General features: G+C 70.6%; 17 protein-coding genes. 10 read left to right on the top strand and 7 right to left on the bottom strand.

The features are described from left to right. Nucleotides 1-6 precede the first annotated feature (6 nt). The 3 genes from VK923_05375 (at nt 7) to VK923_05365 (ending at nt 2,109) form a co-directional block, all read left to right on the top strand. The gene (locus tag VK923_05375) at nt 7-765 is read left to right on the top strand and encodes an alpha/beta fold hydrolase (GenBank protein HSJ44099.1); all 759 of its coding nucleotides are present in this window, start codon (nt 7-9) and stop codon (nt 763-765) included. Nucleotides 766-1,201: 436 nt separating this feature from the next. Next, entirely contained in the window at nt 1,202-1,657 is a 456-nt protein-coding gene (locus VK923_05370; protein HSJ44098.1) for a methylglyoxal synthase, read from the top strand. Nucleotides 1,658-1,659: 2 nt separating this feature from the next. Then, entirely contained in the window at nt 1,660-2,109 is a 450-nt protein-coding gene (locus VK923_05365) for a universal stress protein (protein ID HSJ44097.1), read from the top strand. A 24-nt stretch (nt 2,110-2,133) separates the two neighbouring features. Here the strand turns inward: VK923_05365 and VK923_05360 are convergent, their stop codons facing one another. The 3 genes from VK923_05360 to VK923_05350 form a co-directional block, all read right to left on the bottom strand. After that, nucleotides 2,134-3,030 carry a hypothetical protein gene (locus VK923_05360; GenBank protein HSJ44096.1) on the bottom strand — a complete coding sequence of 299 codons (897 nt, stop codon included), beginning with the start codon at nt 3,028-3,030 and terminating at the stop codon, nt 2,134-2,136. A 728-nt stretch (nt 3,031-3,758) separates the two neighbouring features. After that, nucleotides 3,759-5,030: a multidrug effflux MFS transporter gene (locus tag VK923_05355; GenBank protein HSJ44095.1), complete on the bottom strand. Its 1,272-nt coding sequence runs from the start codon at nt 5,028-5,030 to the stop codon at nt 3,759-3,761. Nucleotides 5,031-5,092: 62 nt separating this feature from the next. After that, a complete protein-coding gene (locus VK923_05350) occupies nt 5,093-5,818 on the bottom strand; it encodes a hypothetical protein (GenBank protein HSJ44094.1) in 726 nt (241 codons plus the stop codon). A 584-nt stretch (nt 5,819-6,402) separates the two neighbouring features. Between VK923_05350 and VK923_05345 the strand changes: the two genes are divergently transcribed. Further along, complete coding sequence (locus VK923_05345; GenBank protein HSJ44093.1) at nt 6,403-7,395, top strand: branched-chain amino acid aminotransferase; 993 nt, start codon at nt 6,403-6,405, stop codon at nt 7,393-7,395. Nucleotides 7,396-7,523: 128 nt separating this feature from the next. Here the strand turns inward: VK923_05345 and VK923_05340 are convergent, their stop codons facing one another. Then, entirely contained in the window at nt 7,524-8,042 is a 519-nt protein-coding gene (locus VK923_05340) for a VOC family protein (protein HSJ44092.1), read from the bottom strand. Nucleotides 8,043-8,119: 77 nt separating this feature from the next. Here VK923_05340 and VK923_05335 point away from each other — a divergent pair, with 77 nt between their 5' ends. Beyond that, entirely contained in the window at nt 8,120-9,295 is a 1,176-nt protein-coding gene (locus VK923_05335) for a cysteine desulfurase-like protein (GenBank protein HSJ44091.1), read from the top strand. Nucleotides 9,296-9,660: 365 nt separating this feature from the next. On the opposite strand, the gene VK923_05330 is transcribed toward VK923_05335, so the two are convergent. Next, the gene (locus tag VK923_05330) at nt 9,661-10,476 is read right to left on the bottom strand and encodes a hypothetical protein (protein HSJ44090.1); all 816 of its coding nucleotides are present in this window, start codon (nt 10,474-10,476) and stop codon (nt 9,661-9,663) included. A 252-nt stretch (nt 10,477-10,728) separates the two neighbouring features. Here VK923_05330 and VK923_05325 point away from each other — a divergent pair, with 252 nt between their 5' ends. Both VK923_05325 and VK923_05320 read left to right on the top strand, forming a co-directional pair. Beyond that, nucleotides 10,729-11,847 carry an acetamidase/formamidase family protein gene (locus VK923_05325; GenBank protein HSJ44089.1) on the top strand — a complete coding sequence of 373 codons (1,119 nt, stop codon included), beginning with the start codon at nt 10,729-10,731 and terminating at the stop codon, nt 11,845-11,847. A 29-nt stretch (nt 11,848-11,876) separates the two neighbouring features. Then, nucleotides 11,877-12,368, top strand: a complete 492-nt coding sequence (locus VK923_05320; protein HSJ44088.1) for a MaoC family dehydratase — start codon at nt 11,877-11,879, stop codon at nt 12,366-12,368. Here the strand turns inward: VK923_05320 and VK923_05315 are convergent. Next, the gene (locus VK923_05315) at nt 12,349-13,281 is read right to left on the bottom strand and encodes a helix-turn-helix domain-containing protein (protein HSJ44087.1); all 933 of its coding nucleotides are present in this window, start codon (nt 13,279-13,281) and stop codon (nt 12,349-12,351) included. The genes VK923_05320 and VK923_05315 overlap by 20 nt on opposite strands. Before the next feature lie 114 nt (nt 13,282-13,395). Between VK923_05315 and VK923_05310 the strand changes: the two genes are divergently transcribed. Further along, entirely contained in the window at nt 13,396-13,695 is a 300-nt protein-coding gene (locus VK923_05310; protein HSJ44086.1) for an antibiotic biosynthesis monooxygenase, read from the top strand. Nucleotides 13,696-13,806: 111 nt separating this feature from the next. On the opposite strand, the gene VK923_05305 is transcribed toward VK923_05310, so the two are convergent. Beyond that, nucleotides 13,807-14,505: a VOC family protein gene (locus VK923_05305; protein HSJ44085.1), complete on the bottom strand. Its 699-nt coding sequence runs from the start codon at nt 14,503-14,505 to the stop codon at nt 13,807-13,809. Here VK923_05305 and VK923_05300 point away from each other — a divergent pair. Then, a complete protein-coding gene (locus VK923_05300; GenBank protein ID HSJ44084.1) occupies nt 14,504-15,130 on the top strand; it encodes an alpha-ketoglutarate-dependent dioxygenase AlkB in 627 nt (208 codons plus the stop codon). The genes VK923_05305 and VK923_05300 overlap by 2 nt on opposite strands. Before the next feature lie 98 nt (nt 15,131-15,228). Beyond that, the gene (locus VK923_05295) at nt 15,229-16,752 is read left to right on the top strand and encodes an FG-GAP repeat protein (GenBank protein HSJ44083.1); all 1,524 of its coding nucleotides are present in this window, start codon (nt 15,229-15,231) and stop codon (nt 16,750-16,752) included. Nucleotides 16,753-16,768 lie beyond the last annotated feature (16 nt).

Below are 16,768 nucleotides of genomic sequence, written 5' to 3'. Positions count from 1 at the left end.
AGCCGGATGACTCCGACCGACGGCAGCCGACGTGCGACGTTCGTTCTTGTCCCAGGTGCCGGGGGCCAGGCCTGGTACTGGCACCGGGTCGTCGAGGAGCTGCGACGCCGAGGACAGCTGGCGACCGCGGTCAACCTGCCGGCGGGTGACGACGCGGCAGGGCTGGCCACGTACGTCGACGTTGTCGTGGCGGCGATCGGGGACACGCGGCCGCTCGTGGTGGTCGGTCAGTCGATGGGTGGGCTGACCGCACCGCTGGTGTGCGAACGGGTGTCCGTCGACCTGCTGGTGCTGGTCAACGCGATGATCCCGACGCCCGGTGAGACCGGCGGACAGTGGTGGGACACGACCGATCAGGCGGCTGCGAGGGCCGAGCGGGCGGCGCGCGACGGCCGCCGGCTCGCCGACGACCTGCTCGACGACTTCTTCCATGACGTCCCACAGCACGTCGTGGACGAGGCCATGCGCCGCGGCGAGCCCCCGCAGTCGTCGACGCCGTTCACCGACTCCTGGCCGCTGGGCGGGTGGCCGACGGTGCCGACCCGTGTGATCGCCGGGCGTGACGACCGCTTCTTCCCCGCCGACTTCCAGATCCGCATCGCACGGCAGCGCCTCGGAATCACGCCCGTCGGGGTCCCGGGCGGCCACCTGATCGCGCTGAGCCGCCCGGTCGAGCTGACCGACGCGCTGGTGGCGTCCTGGGACGACGTGGGTGCCGGACGCACGGCGGCCGACCAGGCTGAGGTGTCCCTCAACCGGAAGTGACCTCGACTTCCGGGGAGCGCGCGCACCGATGTGGTCGGTTGGCTGCCATTGTGTGTGCGCGGTGGCCGTGGGGAGCGCGCGCACCGATGTGGTTGGTTGGCTGCCGGGATTGTGTGTGCGCGGTGGCCGGGGGGAGCGCGCACACCGATGTGATGGGTTGGCTCTCCGGGATTGTGTGTGCGGTGCGCGCCTGGATCGAGCCGGGGGAATGTGGCTGTCATCTTGCGTGTTGGACCTGTGGTTGCCGGCCATGACACGCCCCGGCGACGAACTGCTCATCAAGATGTAACCCGCGCGGGCGGACACGCTGCTAGCAGTGGGGTGGTGGACGAACCCGCCGGCGGGTCCGATCGGACCACCGGACCCTGACCGCTCCACGGCCCGGCATGAACGACGTGCGGCTGGTCGCGGGGATGTACCGACACAAGGAGAAGCGATGACAGACGTCCTGACCGGGCGCAAGACCATCGCGCTCGTCGCACACGACAACTGCAAGGCCGACCTCGTCGAGTGGGCGGAGTACAACCGCGCCGCACTCGCCGACCACCACCTGATCGCAACGGGGACCACGGGCAACATCCTCGAACACGAGCTCGGCCTTCCGGTTGAGCGGCTCCAGAGCGGTCCCCTCGGCGGCGACATGCAGATCGGCGCCAAGATCTCCGAGGGCGACATCGACGCCATGGTCTTCCTCTGGGACCCGCTGGAGCCGCAGCCGCACGACCCCGACGTCAAGGCGCTGCTGCGCATCGCGGTGGTGTGGAACATCCCGGTGGCGTGCAACCGCGCGTCTGCCGACTTCATGGTGTCCTCACCGCTGATGGCTACGTCCTACCAGCGCCGTGTGCCCGACTACGCAGGCCACAACAGCCGCCTGCAGCTGGCGAGCTGACCATGCCATGCACCATCGCCCACGTGCTGGTCGCGCTCGACGGGTCTGCACGCGACCGCGAGGTCGCCGACGTCGCCGGGCGCCTGGCCACGACGACGGGGGTCTCGCTGGCCGTCGTGCTGTCCCGCACGGCCCAGGTGACTGCGCGGCTCGGTCCCTTCGCGGCGAGCGAGGATCTGGCGCCGGCGGACGCGGCCGAGGCGTACGCGGATCACATCGCCGAGCCGCTGCGGCGGCGCGGCATCCCGACGTCGGCGGCGGCCGTCCTCGCAGACGATGCCGTCGCCGCGATCGCCGCCTACGCGGACAGGCACCACTCGGCCATGATCCTCACGGCGGGCGGGACCAGGAGGCTGCGGCGCACCGTCGCCGAACGGCTCGCGCGGATCTCGCCGACGCCGCTGGTCGTCGTCCCGACCCAGTTCGACCGCTCGGCTGTCGAGGTCGCCTGACGCGGCCGCCCGCGTGGGCGGCGTTCATGCGCGCACGACCGTGAACGCCAGCCCACCGGGCTCACCCGACGGCAGGGGCACGCCCGCGTAGCTGTCGGCCAACGCATGGCCGAGCTGCTCGCAGTGCTCGGTCGCGTCCGACGAGGTGTTGGCGCAGAGCACACCGCATCCCGTCCCCGGAGTGGTCGCCGCGCCCAGGTCGCCGTCATCGCGGGTCGCCCCGTCCGCGTCGGTGACCATCGCGACGCCGCACCACAGCGGGATGTCACCGGCGAGCTGGTCGGTGGCCCACGCATGGTCGGCCGGTACGTCGAAGCCGTACCAGAGCATGACGCTGATGCCCTCGGCGATCAACGCGCGGGTGAGCTCCATCGACGACGTGCCGTCCTCGCCGGTGGCCCAGGGGTCGTAGGGATCGACGTGTACGAACGTCGACGCAGGATCGGCCGAGCCGCCGAGCACACGACGACCGACCGCGCGCAGGCCGTCGGCGGTCACCGTGGCCACCCTACGGCCGAGGCCCACGGTGACGGCCCACCGCTCGAGGTCGGCCGTGCTGACGGGGTCGACGTCGCACAGCAGGTAGTCCGCGCGGTCACGCAGGACTGCCATGGCGACGGCCGGGGATCCAGGGATCGTCGCCGACCCGGCGATGTGCTCGCGCAGGATGCCGCCGTAGCTGCTGGCTCCGAGCCGCGGATCGCGATCCATCGCCTCGACGAACCGGCCGACGCCGTAGGCCCGTTCGGTGACGGGGTCGCGTGGCGCCGGGATCGCGCCGGGTGGTGGCGCCTGGTTCGGGTAGACCGCGTTGCCAGCGTGCGTCTCGGCATACAGCGTAGGCTGCTCGACCGTGAGCAGCGTGGCGAGCGCGAGCTGCTTGAAGACGTCGGCGAGTCGACCGGCGTGGATGTTCGCCATGCTGTCCTCCTCGCATGGCATCCTCGGGGCGATGGGCGCCGCGTACAAGGCCGACGCGGGTTTACCGTGGCGGCATCGACCGATGCCGCCACCACCGAGTACCGCCAGCGCCGCTTCCGCCCACCTCCGGGAGCGAGCGACATGCTGCTGATCCGCCACGGAGAGTCGGCGCCCGCCCGATTCGACGCGCCTGCGCCCGTGCTGGGTCGCCAGGCAGACCCCGATCTGGACCCTCGCGGCCGACAGGGGGCGCAGCTGATCGCTGACCGCCTGTGCGGCGAGGAGGTCACGCGATCTACGTCTCAACGCCGCGGCGCACGGCGCAGACCGCCCCGCCGCTGGCCGAGCGGACCGGCGTGGCCCGCGGGTCGACGCGGACGTTCGGGAGGTGCATCTGGGCGAGTGGGAGGGGGTGACGTCGGTCGGCGGATGAGTGAGCGCGATCCGGTAGCGGTGCGGTCATCGGCATGTCGTGCACCTCGCGACGGGATGTGAGCCGTTCGCGTTCATCGCCGCCGACAACGGCTCGTTGACGCACCTGGTGGTGACCGACGGTGCTGGATCGTCCGGCGCTTCAACGACACCGGTCATCTGCACACGGACCTGGACCGACCGACCGCGCCGCTGACCTGACGAACGCAGCTGCGTGGAAGCGTCGTGCGCGCACGCGCTCGGCGTGCCGACCAGACCCCGTCCATGCGGCGCTGCGTGTCCGCCGGCGATCGCGGTCAGGGGCGCACGACGACCGCTTCGGGTGCGGGTCGGCGTGACGGCGTCAGCGGCCGGAACAGCCGGCCGCGCTCCGCCCAGACCACCAGGGCCAGTGCGAGGAGGCCGTACCCCAGGAACCCGTACGAGATCGGGGTCACGGTGCCGTCGAACGCGCGGTCCAGCTGCCACCCGAGCAGCGCCCCCACGGCCACCTGCACGCCACCGATCACCGATGACGCCGTCCCGGCGACTTCCGCCATCGGGTCCATCGCGATGGTGTTGAAGTTCGGGATCAGCAGTGCGTGTGCCGACAGCATCGCCGCGACCCCGAGCACGAACGCCGCAAGGGGTGGCCGGCCGTCGTTCGCCTCGACCATCACGACCAGCCCACAGGCCATGACCACGTAGGTCAGCAGCACGATGTGGCCCAGGCGTCGGGTGCCGACCCGCTCCACGATCCACGCGTTGGCCAGCATCGCCACGCCCATCGCCGCGGCGATGCCGCCGAACAGGTACGGGAAGATGTCGGCGCGGCCGAACGCCTCGCCGAAGATGATCTCGGCGCTGGCCAGGTAGGACGTGAACACGCCGTACAGCGCCGTCATCGCGAGGCCGTACGCGACCGACTGCCGATTCGACACCACGACGCGTGCGGCACGCGCGACGCGTCGGAAGCGCAGCTGCATCCGGTGCTCCTCGCGCAGCGTCTCTGGCAGCCGCACTGCCCACACCGACAACACCATCGAAACCAGCGCGCAGACGCCGAACAGCCAGCGCCACGACACGACCGCGACCAGCGCGGCTCCCAGCGTCGGTGCTACGACGGGCACCAGGATGAACACCGCCATGATCAGTGACATGATGCGGGACATCTGTTCTCCCTCGAACGCGTCGCGCACCATCGCGAGGGTGACCACCCGGGGGGCGGCGGCGCCGAGCCCCCAGACGAACCGGCCGGCCAGCAGCAGGGGCAGGGAGGGCGCCAGCGCTGTCACCAGCGCAGCGAGCCCGTAGACGGCGTACCCGGCGAACATGGTGGGACGCCGCCCGAACCGGTCGGCGATCGGCCCGTAGCCCAGTTGCCCGATCGCGAGCCCGAGGAAGTAGGCGGTGATCAGTCCGGCGACCGCGGTCGAGTCCGACGGCAGGCCGAGGTCACCACGGATTTGTCCGAATGCCGGCAGCATCAGGTCGATCCCGAGCGCGGTGAGCGCCATCGAGAAGGCAAGCACGGCCGTGAACTCTGCGCGCTGGACGCGACGGCGCCCATCGGAGATGGCTGTCGTCATTGCCGCAACCCTACGACCGGTCGGCGGCCTCGGAGCAGCCGACCGGTGGAGGAGGACGATGCTCAGCCGGCAGTATCGAGCGCTGCGGTGACCGCGTCGGCGATCCGTTGCGCCCTACGGTCGGCCTCGCGCGTCTCCCCCGGGTAGTAGCGCACGAGGGTCACGACGTCGCCGCGCCGCTCGACGATCGTGTAGAGGGTCGACAGGCCGATGTCCGGCGTCGTCTGCAGCAGGAGGCGGTCGTCCTCGGCGACGATCACCTCGGTCGTCTTGGTGGCACCCTCCGGGCCGCTGCGGTCGCACTCCTGTGCGGCTCGCAGGAAGCCGTCGATCGCGTCCGCCGTGACATCGGGCCCGCCGTAGCGCGCGAGGTTCTGGCGTACCTCCGCGGTCTCGGGTGCCGCGCCGCCTGGCTCCTCCACACGCAGGTCGCGCACGAGGACCTCCGTCCGCTGCGGATCCGTCGGGTAGTCGGTCGGCTCACAAGGATCGAACAGCCGCACCGACGGACGTGCTGCCGAACGGTCCCGCGTCGTCACCCACGAGAAGCCTGGCCCGGGGTCCGGCAGCGCCTCGGGTGTGAGCAGGCCGGTCTGGAGGTCGGCGACCGAGGCCGTGGCGTCGGACGTCGCGACCGATGGCTCCGATGCCGACGTTGCCGCGTCGGACGGCGCGTCCGCGGGACCGGACGCCGCCGCTGCCGCGACCGTGACCTCGTCGGACGTCGAAGCGTCGGTCGACTCCACGGTCTGGGCACCACCGCAGGCCGACATGAGCAGCAGCGTCATCGCGACGGTCGCGACGCGCCGCGCTGCGAGTCTTGGCCTGCTCCGTTGGTGATCCACGACGCCCCTTCGTCGTGAGCAGCCTAGAGCAGGTGGGCCACCGAACCGCTCGTCTGGGACGGTCGGCGCACCGCGCCGCGGATCAGGCGGTCACGGACGGCTGCCCATCCAGGCCCGCTGCGCTGACAGCTGCGATGATCGACTTCGCCGACGCCAGCATCGGGCGGCGTCCCCTCGGTCGGCGGCGGCCAACGCGCGTCTGAGATGTCCGGAAACGTCGCGGCGCTGCCGCAGTTGCCTACACCACGCGCGCAGCCGACGGGGCTCGTGATCGATGATGTGGTTCGGGGTGGGTCGTGGCCGGCCGCCTCGGACACGTGGTGGTCGAAGACCGGGTGCGCGCCCGGGAGCGTCGTGCAGGTCGTCGTCTTCACTCTTCGGTCGGCGGTGATCGGTGCAGGAGGCGACCCGCTCCACACAGCCGCTGGGGCGGGTCGGACGCCATGCCGGCCAGCGGACCGGACCAAAATTTGCCATGCTGGGAGTGACGACAGGCGTGGCGTGTGGCCCGCCCAGGAGGATGCGCCATGGCGGCGACAGCGTTCGGATCGGTGTTCTCGGAGACGATGGCGATCAGCGCCTACGAATCGGGTCGGTTCAACGGCCACGAGCTCGTAGCGTTCCGCTCCCTGGACCTGTCGCCGGCGGCGCACGTCCTGCACTACGGCAGTGCCTGCTTCGAGGGGCTCAAGGCCCACCGCGGTCCCGACGGCACCGTGCGCATCTTCCGGCTGGACCGTCACGTCGAGCGCATGCGCATCAGTGCCGAGCTGCTGTGGATGCCCGAGCCCCCGGTCGACCTGCTCACCGAGATGGTCCGCGACACGGTCGCCGCCAACCGCGACGACGTCCCGGAGCCGCCCGGCGCGTTGTACCTGCGGCCGGTCCTCATCGGCACCGAGCCGAATATCGGTGCTGCGGCGCGTCCGTCGGACACCGCGCTGCTGTACGTGCTCGCGTCGCCGGTCGGGGACTACTTCGACACATCGCGCACCCTGACGGTCGCGGTCGAGACCGAGCTGCCGCGCACGACGCCGCAGTTCGGGCAGGTCAAGACCGGTGCGAACTACGCCATGGCGCTGGGCATCACCCGCCGCGCGGCCGAGGCCTTCGGCGCCGACCAGGTCCTGTTCGCTCCCGGCGGCATGGTGCAGGAGACCGGCGCCGCCAACTTCATGATGATCGACGGCCACCGCCTCGTCACGCGCGCCCTCGACGGGTCGTTCCTGCACGGTGTGACCCGCGACTCGGTGCTGACGATCGCCCGCGAGCAGGGATACGACGTCGAAGAGCGTGATCTGACGGTCGATGAGCTCGTCGAGCGCGCGCCGCAGGTCGAGATGGCCTTGTCGGGCACGGCGGCCGTCCTCGCGCCGGTCGGCGCGCTTGTGCACGAGGGCGAGCGGCTGACGGTCGGCGACGGCTCACCAGGCCCCAACACGACCAAGCTGCGTGAGACGCTGCAAACGGTGCAGCGCGGCGAGACACCCGACCGCTGGGGCTGGACCACCGAGGTCTGAGGCCCGGTCCCCGCACGTGAGACGGCGGTCGCGGTGGGCGATGGGATCCGTCCCCGGGTTGTGTGGTCGTACCGGTCCGGGGACGGCAGTCCGCGCTGGGCGGTGAGACTCGTCGCCAGGTCGGCTGGTCAGACCGGTTGGGAGATGCCGACGCCGCCGCGGGTGTCGGCCCCGTAGCGTGCGATCTCGCGGTCGATGTCGAGCCGGCCGATGCGGGTGCGGGCGGCGAGCGCCTGCTCGTCGAGGAGGTCGGCAGGGATGATCCACGCGATCTCGAACTCCAGGCCGTCGGGGTCCCGGCCGTACAGGCTCTTGGTCGAGCCGTGATCAGACGCACCGACGAGGGCGCCATGCGCGCCGAGACGCTCGGCGAGGCGCCGCAGCTCCGCGAGCGTGTCGACCTCCCATGCCAGGTGGTACAGGCCGACCGTCGACCGTCCCGCTTGCGACGGACCCGCAGCTGGGCCGATCTGGAACAGCCCCAGATCGTGGTCGTTGGTCGATCCCGGCGCCTGCATGAACGCGGCGGCAATCCCGGGGACGTCCATCGGCAGCTTGGTGAAGCCCAGGACGTCCGAATAGAAGGCGACGCTGCGTTCGACGTCGCTGACGTACAGCACCGCGTGGTTCAGCCTGGTGATGCCCACGTCGACTCCTCGTCCGAAGGCAAGCGGACTGCGGTCCACGCGTTCGATGGTAGCGGCCGGCGTGCGAGGATGGCCAGATGATCGCGCTTGACGACGTCCGTGCCCGGTTCCCCGCCCTGCGCGCCACGACCGCGGACGGACGGCCGGTCGTCCACGCCGACGCCCCCGGCGGCACCCAGGTCCCCGAGCAGGTGGTCGAGGCGATGACCGCCTACCTGCGGGCGGGCAGCGCCAACGCACACGGCGCGTTCCCTACGTCGCAGGCGACCGATGCGCTCTGTACCGAGGTGCGTACGCAGGCAGCCGCGTTCCTGGGAGGGCGGGCCGACGGCATCGTCTTCGGTCCGAACATGACGACGCTGACCCTGCACGTCGCGGATGCGCTCGCTACCGAGGTCGAGGCTGGCGATCGCATCGTGTGCACGCGCCTGGACCACGACGCCAACGTCTCACCCTGGCTGCACCTCGCCGAGCGCACCGGCGCGACCGTTGACTGGGTCGATCTCGATCCGAAGACAGGGATGCTCGATCTCGACACGCTGCAGGTCGACGAGCGGACGTGTCTGGTGGCCTTCCCTGGCGCGTCGAACGCGCTCGGGACGCTGGTGGACCCCACGCCGTTCGTAGAGGCGGCGGAGACGGTGGGTGCGGTGACGTTCATGGACGCCGTGCACGCCGCACCGCACGTGCCGATCGACCAGCGAGCCGCGGGCGTCGACCTTGTGGTGTGCTCGCCGTACAAGTTCTTCGGCCCCCACGCCGGTGTGCTGTCGGCCGATCCCGAGCTGCTTGCACGGTGGACGCCCCGCAAGGTCCGCCCGTCACCCGACAGCGGCCCCGAGCGGTGGCAGAACGGCACCGCCGCTTTCGAGGCGATCGCCGGGACGGGCGCGGCCCTGGACTACCTCGACGAGATCGGCATGGACGCGATCGGCGCGCACGAACGCGACCTGTCGCGACGGTTTCTCGCGGGCCTGGAGCGGCTGCCACACGTCCGTCTGCACGGTGTCGAGGGCGTGGACGGCCGCACCCCGACGTTCGCCGTCACGGTCGACGGATGGGCGCCGCAGGCTGTCGCGGAGTGCATGGCCGCCGACGGCATCTACGTGTGGGCCGGGCACTACTACGCCATCGAGCCGATGCGACGCCTGGGCCTGCTGGACACCGGGGGTGCCGTGCGCATCGGGTTCGTGCACTACCACGGCTCCGATGACGTCGACCGCGCGCTGGACGCGCTCGACCGCCTCTCCTGACGCCCACGCGGACCGTCCGATTCGCCGCGGGCCGCGTGGTGGACGCGCTCGACGCCTCTCGTAGGGACTGGCGGCGTCGAGATCCGACGCCGGCCTCCCATCCGGTCACCGTCGGCCGGCGTTGATGTTCATCGAGCCACCCCTAGCGTTGACTTGCAAGGGTCAGCATCGACAGCAATGGGCATCGTAGCGTTGGCTCTCGATGGTCTGATCGGCCTCGCGTTCGGCACGCAGCCGCAGCAGCCACGAGCCGGGCAGGTACCTGAGTTCGTCCGCGACCATGGCGGGCACTGTCCTGACCGACTCAGGCGTGCTAGCCAGTTGGCCCGTCGGGCAGCCGCTTGCGCGGCGCCTCGGGCGGCGTGTCAGGACTGCTCGACCCACCGGACATAGCGTTCGACGGAGCGCTCGACAACGCCCGTACTGTCGGGAATGACCGTGTCCCACCACCCACCGTAGATCCGTCCGAAGGGGTAGCGGGTGAGGCGGTCTGCGACCCGGATGACGGTTGCGGCGGGCAGGGGGATCAGGTTGGGATACGAGCGCATGAAGCTGACGTGGCGGTCCTTGACCACCGTCGCCGTGTCGCCGACCAGCACCACGCCGCGCCCGTCGGCGGCCGCGTCGACCGTGAGTACGGCGCTGCCGTCGAAGTGGCCGCCGCACTGCACGAGGTGCACACCGGGCACGGGCTCGACCTCGTTGTCCCACCAGATGATCGGCGCGTCGTCGCGCAGCACCCACGCGCGGTCGGCGGATGGCAGCAGCAACGGGGCGTCGTCGAAGGCGTGGCTCCACTCGACCATTGCGCCGTAGAAATGTGGGTGTGACGCGGCGATCGCGGCGACGCCGCCACGCGCGGCTACAGCTGCGACACCTGCCTCGTCGATGTAGCCGATGCAGTCCCACAGCACGTTGCCCGCGTCGGTCCGCACGAGCAGCGCCCGCTGGCCGATCCCAAGGCTCGGGTCGACGCCGACGCCGGTGATCCCCGGCTCGAGGTCGCGCACCGCGATCCTGTGTCCCTCGGCGCGCAGGCCCGCCAGCGAGGTCCATTGCTGGCCGTCGGCGGGCACCCACTGTCGCTCGTCGGCGCAGATCGCGCAGAGCTCAGGCTGCGGGCCGGGGCGGTGCTGGACCGCGCACGTCCTGCAGACCGGCGCGTCGTCAGTGAACGCCATCCTCGGCCACCTCCCGCGGCTCGTCGTGGATCTCAGCCGATCGTACGGTGGCGTGAAGCAGTGACGGCGCGGACGGTGGGCCGGACCGGCCGATCCATGCCGGTGGCCGATGGCCGCGGTGTCGCTTGCGGTCGACACCGGGTACAACGTTGCGGGGCCCGGTTCCGCAGATGAGCGGGGCCCGGTTCAGCAAACGATGGGCACCGGCGCCGCCGGACGGCGGTGCCGGCCGCGATGGAGCGGAGGCAGCACATGACGACCCACGAGATCCGCGTCGACTACTCGGTGCCGCTGGCCGGCGAGCCGGCCAAGGGCCACAACCGCTGGCACCCCGACATCCCACCCGTCGTGCGCTGCGCACCGGGCGACGAGGTCGTCATGGACACCCGCGACGCGCTCGACGGCCAGTTGACGCCCGACTCGACCGTCGACCACGTCGCCAACGCCGACCTCGGGCCGGTGCATCCGCTGACCGGTCCGGTCTACATCGAAGGTGCGGAGCCAGGTGACCTGCTGGTCGTCGACGTCGTCGACGTCACGCCCGCCGACTTCGGATTCACCGTGCAGATCCCCGGCTTCGGGTTCCTCCGCGACGACTTCCCCGAGCCGCACATGATCCGCTGGCGGATGGCAGACGGCTGGGCCACCTCCGACGACCTTCCTGGTGTGCGCATCCCGGCGGCGCCGTTCCTGGGCACGTTCGGCGTCGCACCGTCGCGCGACCTGATGACCGAGATCACGGACCGCGAGCAGGACCTGCTCGACCGCGGGGGCATGGTGCTGCCGCCGGACCCCGCACGCGCGGTCCCCGACGATCCTGCGATCGCCGGTGAGGCGCTGCGCACGGTGCCGCCGCGCGAGAATGCCGGCAACGTCGACATCCGCCAGTGCGGGGTGGGCGCGCGCCTGTACATCCCAGTCTGGACGGAGGGGGCGTTGTTCTCCGGCGGTGACGCGCACTACGCCCAGGGCGACAACGAGAGCTGCGGCACGGCGATCGAGATGCGGTCGACGTTCCGGTTCCGCTTCGACCTGCGCAAAGGCGAGGCTGCCGAGCGCAACCTGCGCCGGTTGCGCTTCGAGCGTGAGGACTACTCCGTGCCGCCCGAGTTCGCCGCGCCGCGCAGCTTCTACGCGACCACGGGCCTGTCGATCGACGCCGACGGCGTCAATTACTCCGAAGACGTCACCGTCGCCACCCGCGACGCGCTGCGCGAGATGATCGACCACCTCGTCAGTGAGCGCGGGTTCGACCGGCAGCAGGCTTACGCGATCTGCAGCGTGGCCGTCGACCTGCGCATCGCCGCGTTGCCAGACGTGCCGAACATGGTGGTCACCGCCCTCCTGCCCACCGCGATCTTCACCGAATGACACGGTCCCTGACGCCGCGAGGAGCGCAGATGGGTGATCACTCGACCGCCTCGGAGGTGTGGCCTGGCGGTGCGCCCGCCACCGGGGACACCGCCAGCATGCAGCGGACGGTGACGACGCGCGACATCGAGCTGTTCTCCGAGATCAGCGGCGACTTCAACCCGCTGCACTACGACGAGGCCTACGCGGCGGCGTCACCGTTCGGCGGGATCGTGGTGCAGGGTGGGGTGACGACCGCGATCCTCAACGCGGTGGTGGCCCAGCACCTGCCGGGCCCGGGCTCGGTGTTCCTCAACCTCACGCTGGACTTCCGCGCGCCGGTGCGGCCGGGGGACACCATCACGGGCAGAGTCGAGGTGGTCGAGGTCCGCGCCGACAAGCCGATCGCGAGCTGCCGGGTGTCGGTGACCCGCGACGACGACGTGACCGCCGTGGAGGGCACCGCCGTCACCTGGACCATGCCGCCTCCGGCGTTGACGGAACGTCCGGATCGGGGCCCCGTCACCTCAGGCGGCGCATGAGCGCCCGCAGGGTGGACGCGTTGGCGTAGCCGACCTCCGACGCGATCCGTTGGAGGCTGCGGCCTGTCGTCCGCGCGAGGTGCTCGGCGCGCTCCACCCGGAGGCGCTGAATGACGGACAGCGGGCTCATCCCCAGCGCCGCGGCGGTACGTCGTTCGAGCGTGCGCCGGCTCGTCCCGATCGCGGTGGCGACGTCGCCGATGTCGAGCGGCTCGCTCAGATGCGCCCGTGCATGGTGCTCGAACGCGAGCACGAGCGGGTCGTTGTGGACCAGGTGGTCGATTGCGATGTAGGCGCTCTGCGAGGGGCGCTGGTCGATCACCAGCAGCTGCGCCACGTGGTCGGCCAGAGCCGCGCTGTGCCGACGGACCAGCGCGAGCGCGAGATCGATGTGCGCGAACGCGGCACCGGCCGTCACCACGTGGTCGTCGGCGACCACCATCGCGTCGACGTCGAGCGTGACTGATGGATAGCGCTGTCGAAAGGCCGGCCACAGCCACCAGCTGGTGGTGGCGCGACGTCGTTCCAGCCATCCCGCCTCGGCGACCGGGAACACGCCCGTACAGGCGGCCGCCACGGTGTGTGCGGTCGGGGCGAGGTCGCTGATGGCCGCGACCACAGCGCGCGCGTCAGCGCGGCGCAGACCTGCCAGGGTGTCGTCGCCGGTCATCGTGCCCATGGCCGGCACGACCACGACGTCGTGGTCGCCGAGGTCCGACAAGGGACCGTCGACAGGCACGTCCATGCCACTGCTCGTGGTCACCCGCAGATCCGGTGCCAGAACACGCAGCCGCAGGGGAGGGATCGACGTGTCGACGTCGGCGCGGTGCGCCTCGGCCGTCCCCAGGATGTCCAGGAGTGCCGCGACCCCGGAGCTGAAGCAGGTCTGGGTGACGGCCAAGGCGATTCGCATGTCGCAGATGGTAGCGACGCTGTCGTTTCCGCCATCGTCCGGTGCGAAAGGCGCACCTACCGTGCCGTGTTAGGGGTGCGCCAGGCAGGGGCGTTCACCAGGCAGGGAGGAACAATGAACACCGTCGCACTCGTCGTGAAGCTGACCGCCCGCGAAGGGCTCGAGGACGAGGTCGCGCAGTTCCTCACCGGAGCGGTCGGCCTCGCCAACCAGGAGGAGGGCACGCCGGTCTGGTTTGCACTGCGCTCCACTACGTCGACCTTCTGGATCGTCGACGCCTTCCCCGGTGAGCAGGAGCGCAGCGCCCATCTCGACGGGCCCATCGCGGCTGCGTTGATGAACAACGCCGACCGTCTGCTCAGCGCACCGCCGGAGATCAACAGAGCCGACGTCCTGGCGTCGAAGACCCCGTAGCGCGTTGGACCACACCGTCCGTTCGTTACAGCTGCATGCGAGTAGCCGACGTGCCACGGGACCGCTCGGTTCGGGCAACCACCTGCGTTGATCCGGAGACGCCAGGTGGGGTCAGGCGAGGCCGGTGGCGGTGATCTGCACGAGGCGCTCGGACGTCGCGATCGCGACGGTGCGCGGGCCCGGTGCCTCGTCGACCCAGCGGATGGGCAGGACGTCGTCGCCCAGCCAGGCGTCAAGGCGCCCCCGGTCGCCGCCGACCTCGATCCATCGGATGCCCCCCGGGGTCGCGGCGTGATCGGCCGCCATCGCGCCCGGATGCTGACCGTCGTCGATGTCCCACTCGATGAAGAACGGCAGCGCCCCGTCCGACAGCGCCGCATCGAGCCCGACCAGCCGCCAGCGCAGCACGGTACCGTCGTCGGCGCGACGCGACATCGCCTCGGGCGTCCGATCGAGGCGCTGTGCGATCTCGTCGATGGCGTCGGTCCGCAGGCATACGCCCGCCAGGCGATCCCCGTTGCGGATCTGCTCGAGCAGCCACCGGCCGAGCGCGCTCACCTCGGCCTCGGCGCGGTCGACGACGGTCATGAGCTCGAGGTAGGTGTCCCCGAGCGGCACGATCCAGTTGCCCGTGCCGGTGCCTTCGTGGCGTCCACCTGGGACGGCCGTGAGGCCGGCCCGGTGCCGCAGCTGCCGGGCCCACGTCGCGGGGTCGTCGACCGCGATGATCGCGTGATCGATGGCCAGCATGAGGAGCCATCGTAGGTGACGGTGGCGACCGAACGTCCGTTCGATTATGCTGTTGCGCATGACCGGGACGCTCACCTTCCAGGGATCGCTGTTCGACACCGCAACCACGACGCCGGAGTACGCGGCCGACTTCGCCGGATTGCGCCGGCACCACCTACCGGACGGCGCGTGGGTCGACCGGCTTCCAGGCTGGGTCCGCGGCGCCGACGCGCTCTACGACGCCGCCGAACGGTACCTGCCATGGCGCACCGGTACCGAGCGGATCCGGGGTGCAGACGTGCCGCGTCCCCGGCTGGTCGCCAGTGTCCAGCGTGGGACGCTGCCGCCCCAGCTCCGGCTGCTCGGCGAGTTGTCGGACGTCCTCAGCGAGCGCTACGGCATTGCGCTCGACCGGATCGCCTGCAACCTGTACCGCAACGGGCGCGACAGCGTGGCGTGGCACGGCGACCGCATCGCCCGTGACCTGCCGGAGGCCACGGTGGCGATCGTGTCGCTCGGGGAGCCGCGGCCGTTCCGCCTGCGGCCTCGCGGAGGCGGGTCCAGCCTGAGCTGGGCCGTGGGACGCGGCGATCTGCTGGTCATGGGCGGGTCATGCCAGCGCACCTGCGAGCACGCCATCCCCAAGGCCGCAAACGCCGGCCCCCGCATCGCGGTGATGTACCGGCACGCCTACGAGGCTCCATAGGATCCGGCACGCCCGCTCGCTGACTGCAGCAGCGAGAGCTGAACGCCCGACATCCTTGTGTTCACAGCACCCTGCTTCATATTCTCATGTCGTTCCGCATGAACATGACACATGTGATGGTTCCAGCGGGGGTGACCAAGATGGGCGTCTTCTGCATGCCGGCGTTCGTGACCAACGAGCGGTCGGGTGCGCGCCTCCGGTTCCGACGAGGATCGGCCCGGCGTATGGGGAGCGCTGGTCGAGCGCGACCGAACTCGACCACAGTCGTCCGGGGCGTCGTGGTGCTCGTACTGCTGATCGCGGCGGTGTGCCGGTCGGTGGATCCGGCGCAGGCGACTACGGTGGCTGCGCAGCCCGCAGACTCGGTGTGGGCCGACTTCGACGGTGATGGGTTCGTCGATCTGGCGGTGGGTGTCCCTGATGAGTCGGTTGCCGGGTCGGATGGCGCGGGGATGGTGAACGTGTTGTATGGCGGGTCTGGTGGGTTGACGTCCCGTGATCAGGTGTGGCATCAGGACAGCGCGGGCGTCAAGGGTGTCGCCGAGCCTGGTGACCGGTTCGGGGCGTCGGTTGCGGCGGGTGACTTCGATGGTGATGGCCGGGCTGATCTGGCGGTGGGTGTCCCTGAGGAGTCGGTTGCCGGGTCGGATGGCGCGGGGATGGTGAACGTGTTGTATGGCGGGTCCGGTGGGTTGACGTCCCGTGATCAGGTGTGGCATCAGGACAGCGTCGGCATCCTCGGCGGTGTCGAGGCGTTCGACTTCTTCGGGCACGCCGTGGCGGCGGGCGACTTCGATGGCGACGGTCGGGCGGATCTCGCAGTCGGTGTACCTCAGGAGTCCATCGGCGCCGTGGAGTTCGCAGGGATGGTCAATGTGCTGTATGGCGGGTCTGGTGGGTTGACGTCCCGTGATCAGGTGTGGCATCAGGACAGCCCGGGCATCCAGGACGCCGCCGAGACGGAGGACGAGTTCGGGTGGTCGCTGGCGGACGGTGACTTCGATGGCGACGGTCGGGCCGACCTGGCGATCGGTGTGCCGTTCGAGTCCGTGTCCGTCAGTGGCGTTGGCGTCGGATCCGTCGATGTGCTGTATGGCGGGCCTGGTGGGTTGACGTCCCGTGATCAGGTGTGGCATCAGGACAGTCCGGGCATCAAGGGTGTCGCTGAGTTCCCCGACCTCTTCGGATGGTCGGTCGCGGCGGGCGACTTCGACGGCGATGGTCGCGCCGACCTTGCGGTCGGTGTCCCCAACGAGTCCCTCAGCGGCGTCGAGCGCGCGGGGATGGTGAACGTGCTGTATGGCGGGTCTGGTGGCTTGACATCCCGTGATCAGGTGTGGCATCAGGGAAGTGCCGGGATCCTGGGCGGTGTCGAAGCCGGTGACCGGTTCGGGGAATCAGTTGCCGCCGGCGACTTCGACGGCGATGGTCGCGCCGACCTTGCGGCCGGTGTCCCCGCCGAGTCCGTTGGCGGATCGAACAGCGCGGGGATGGTGAACGTGCTGTATGGCGGGTCTGGTGGCTTGACGTCCCGTGATCAGGTGTGGCATCAGGACAGCGCGGGCGTCAAGGGTGTCGCCGAGCCTGGTGACCGATTCGGGGAGTCTGTTGGCGCCGGGTGACCAGGGACTCACCCCG

The sequence above is a fragment of the Euzebyales bacterium genome (genome assembly GCA_035461305.1).
GTDB lineage: Bacteria > Actinomycetota > Nitriliruptoria > Euzebyales > JAHELV01 > JAHELV01.
The sequence above is the reverse complement of the archived record's forward strand: the minus strand, read 5'-3'. Positions and strand labels throughout refer to the sequence as shown.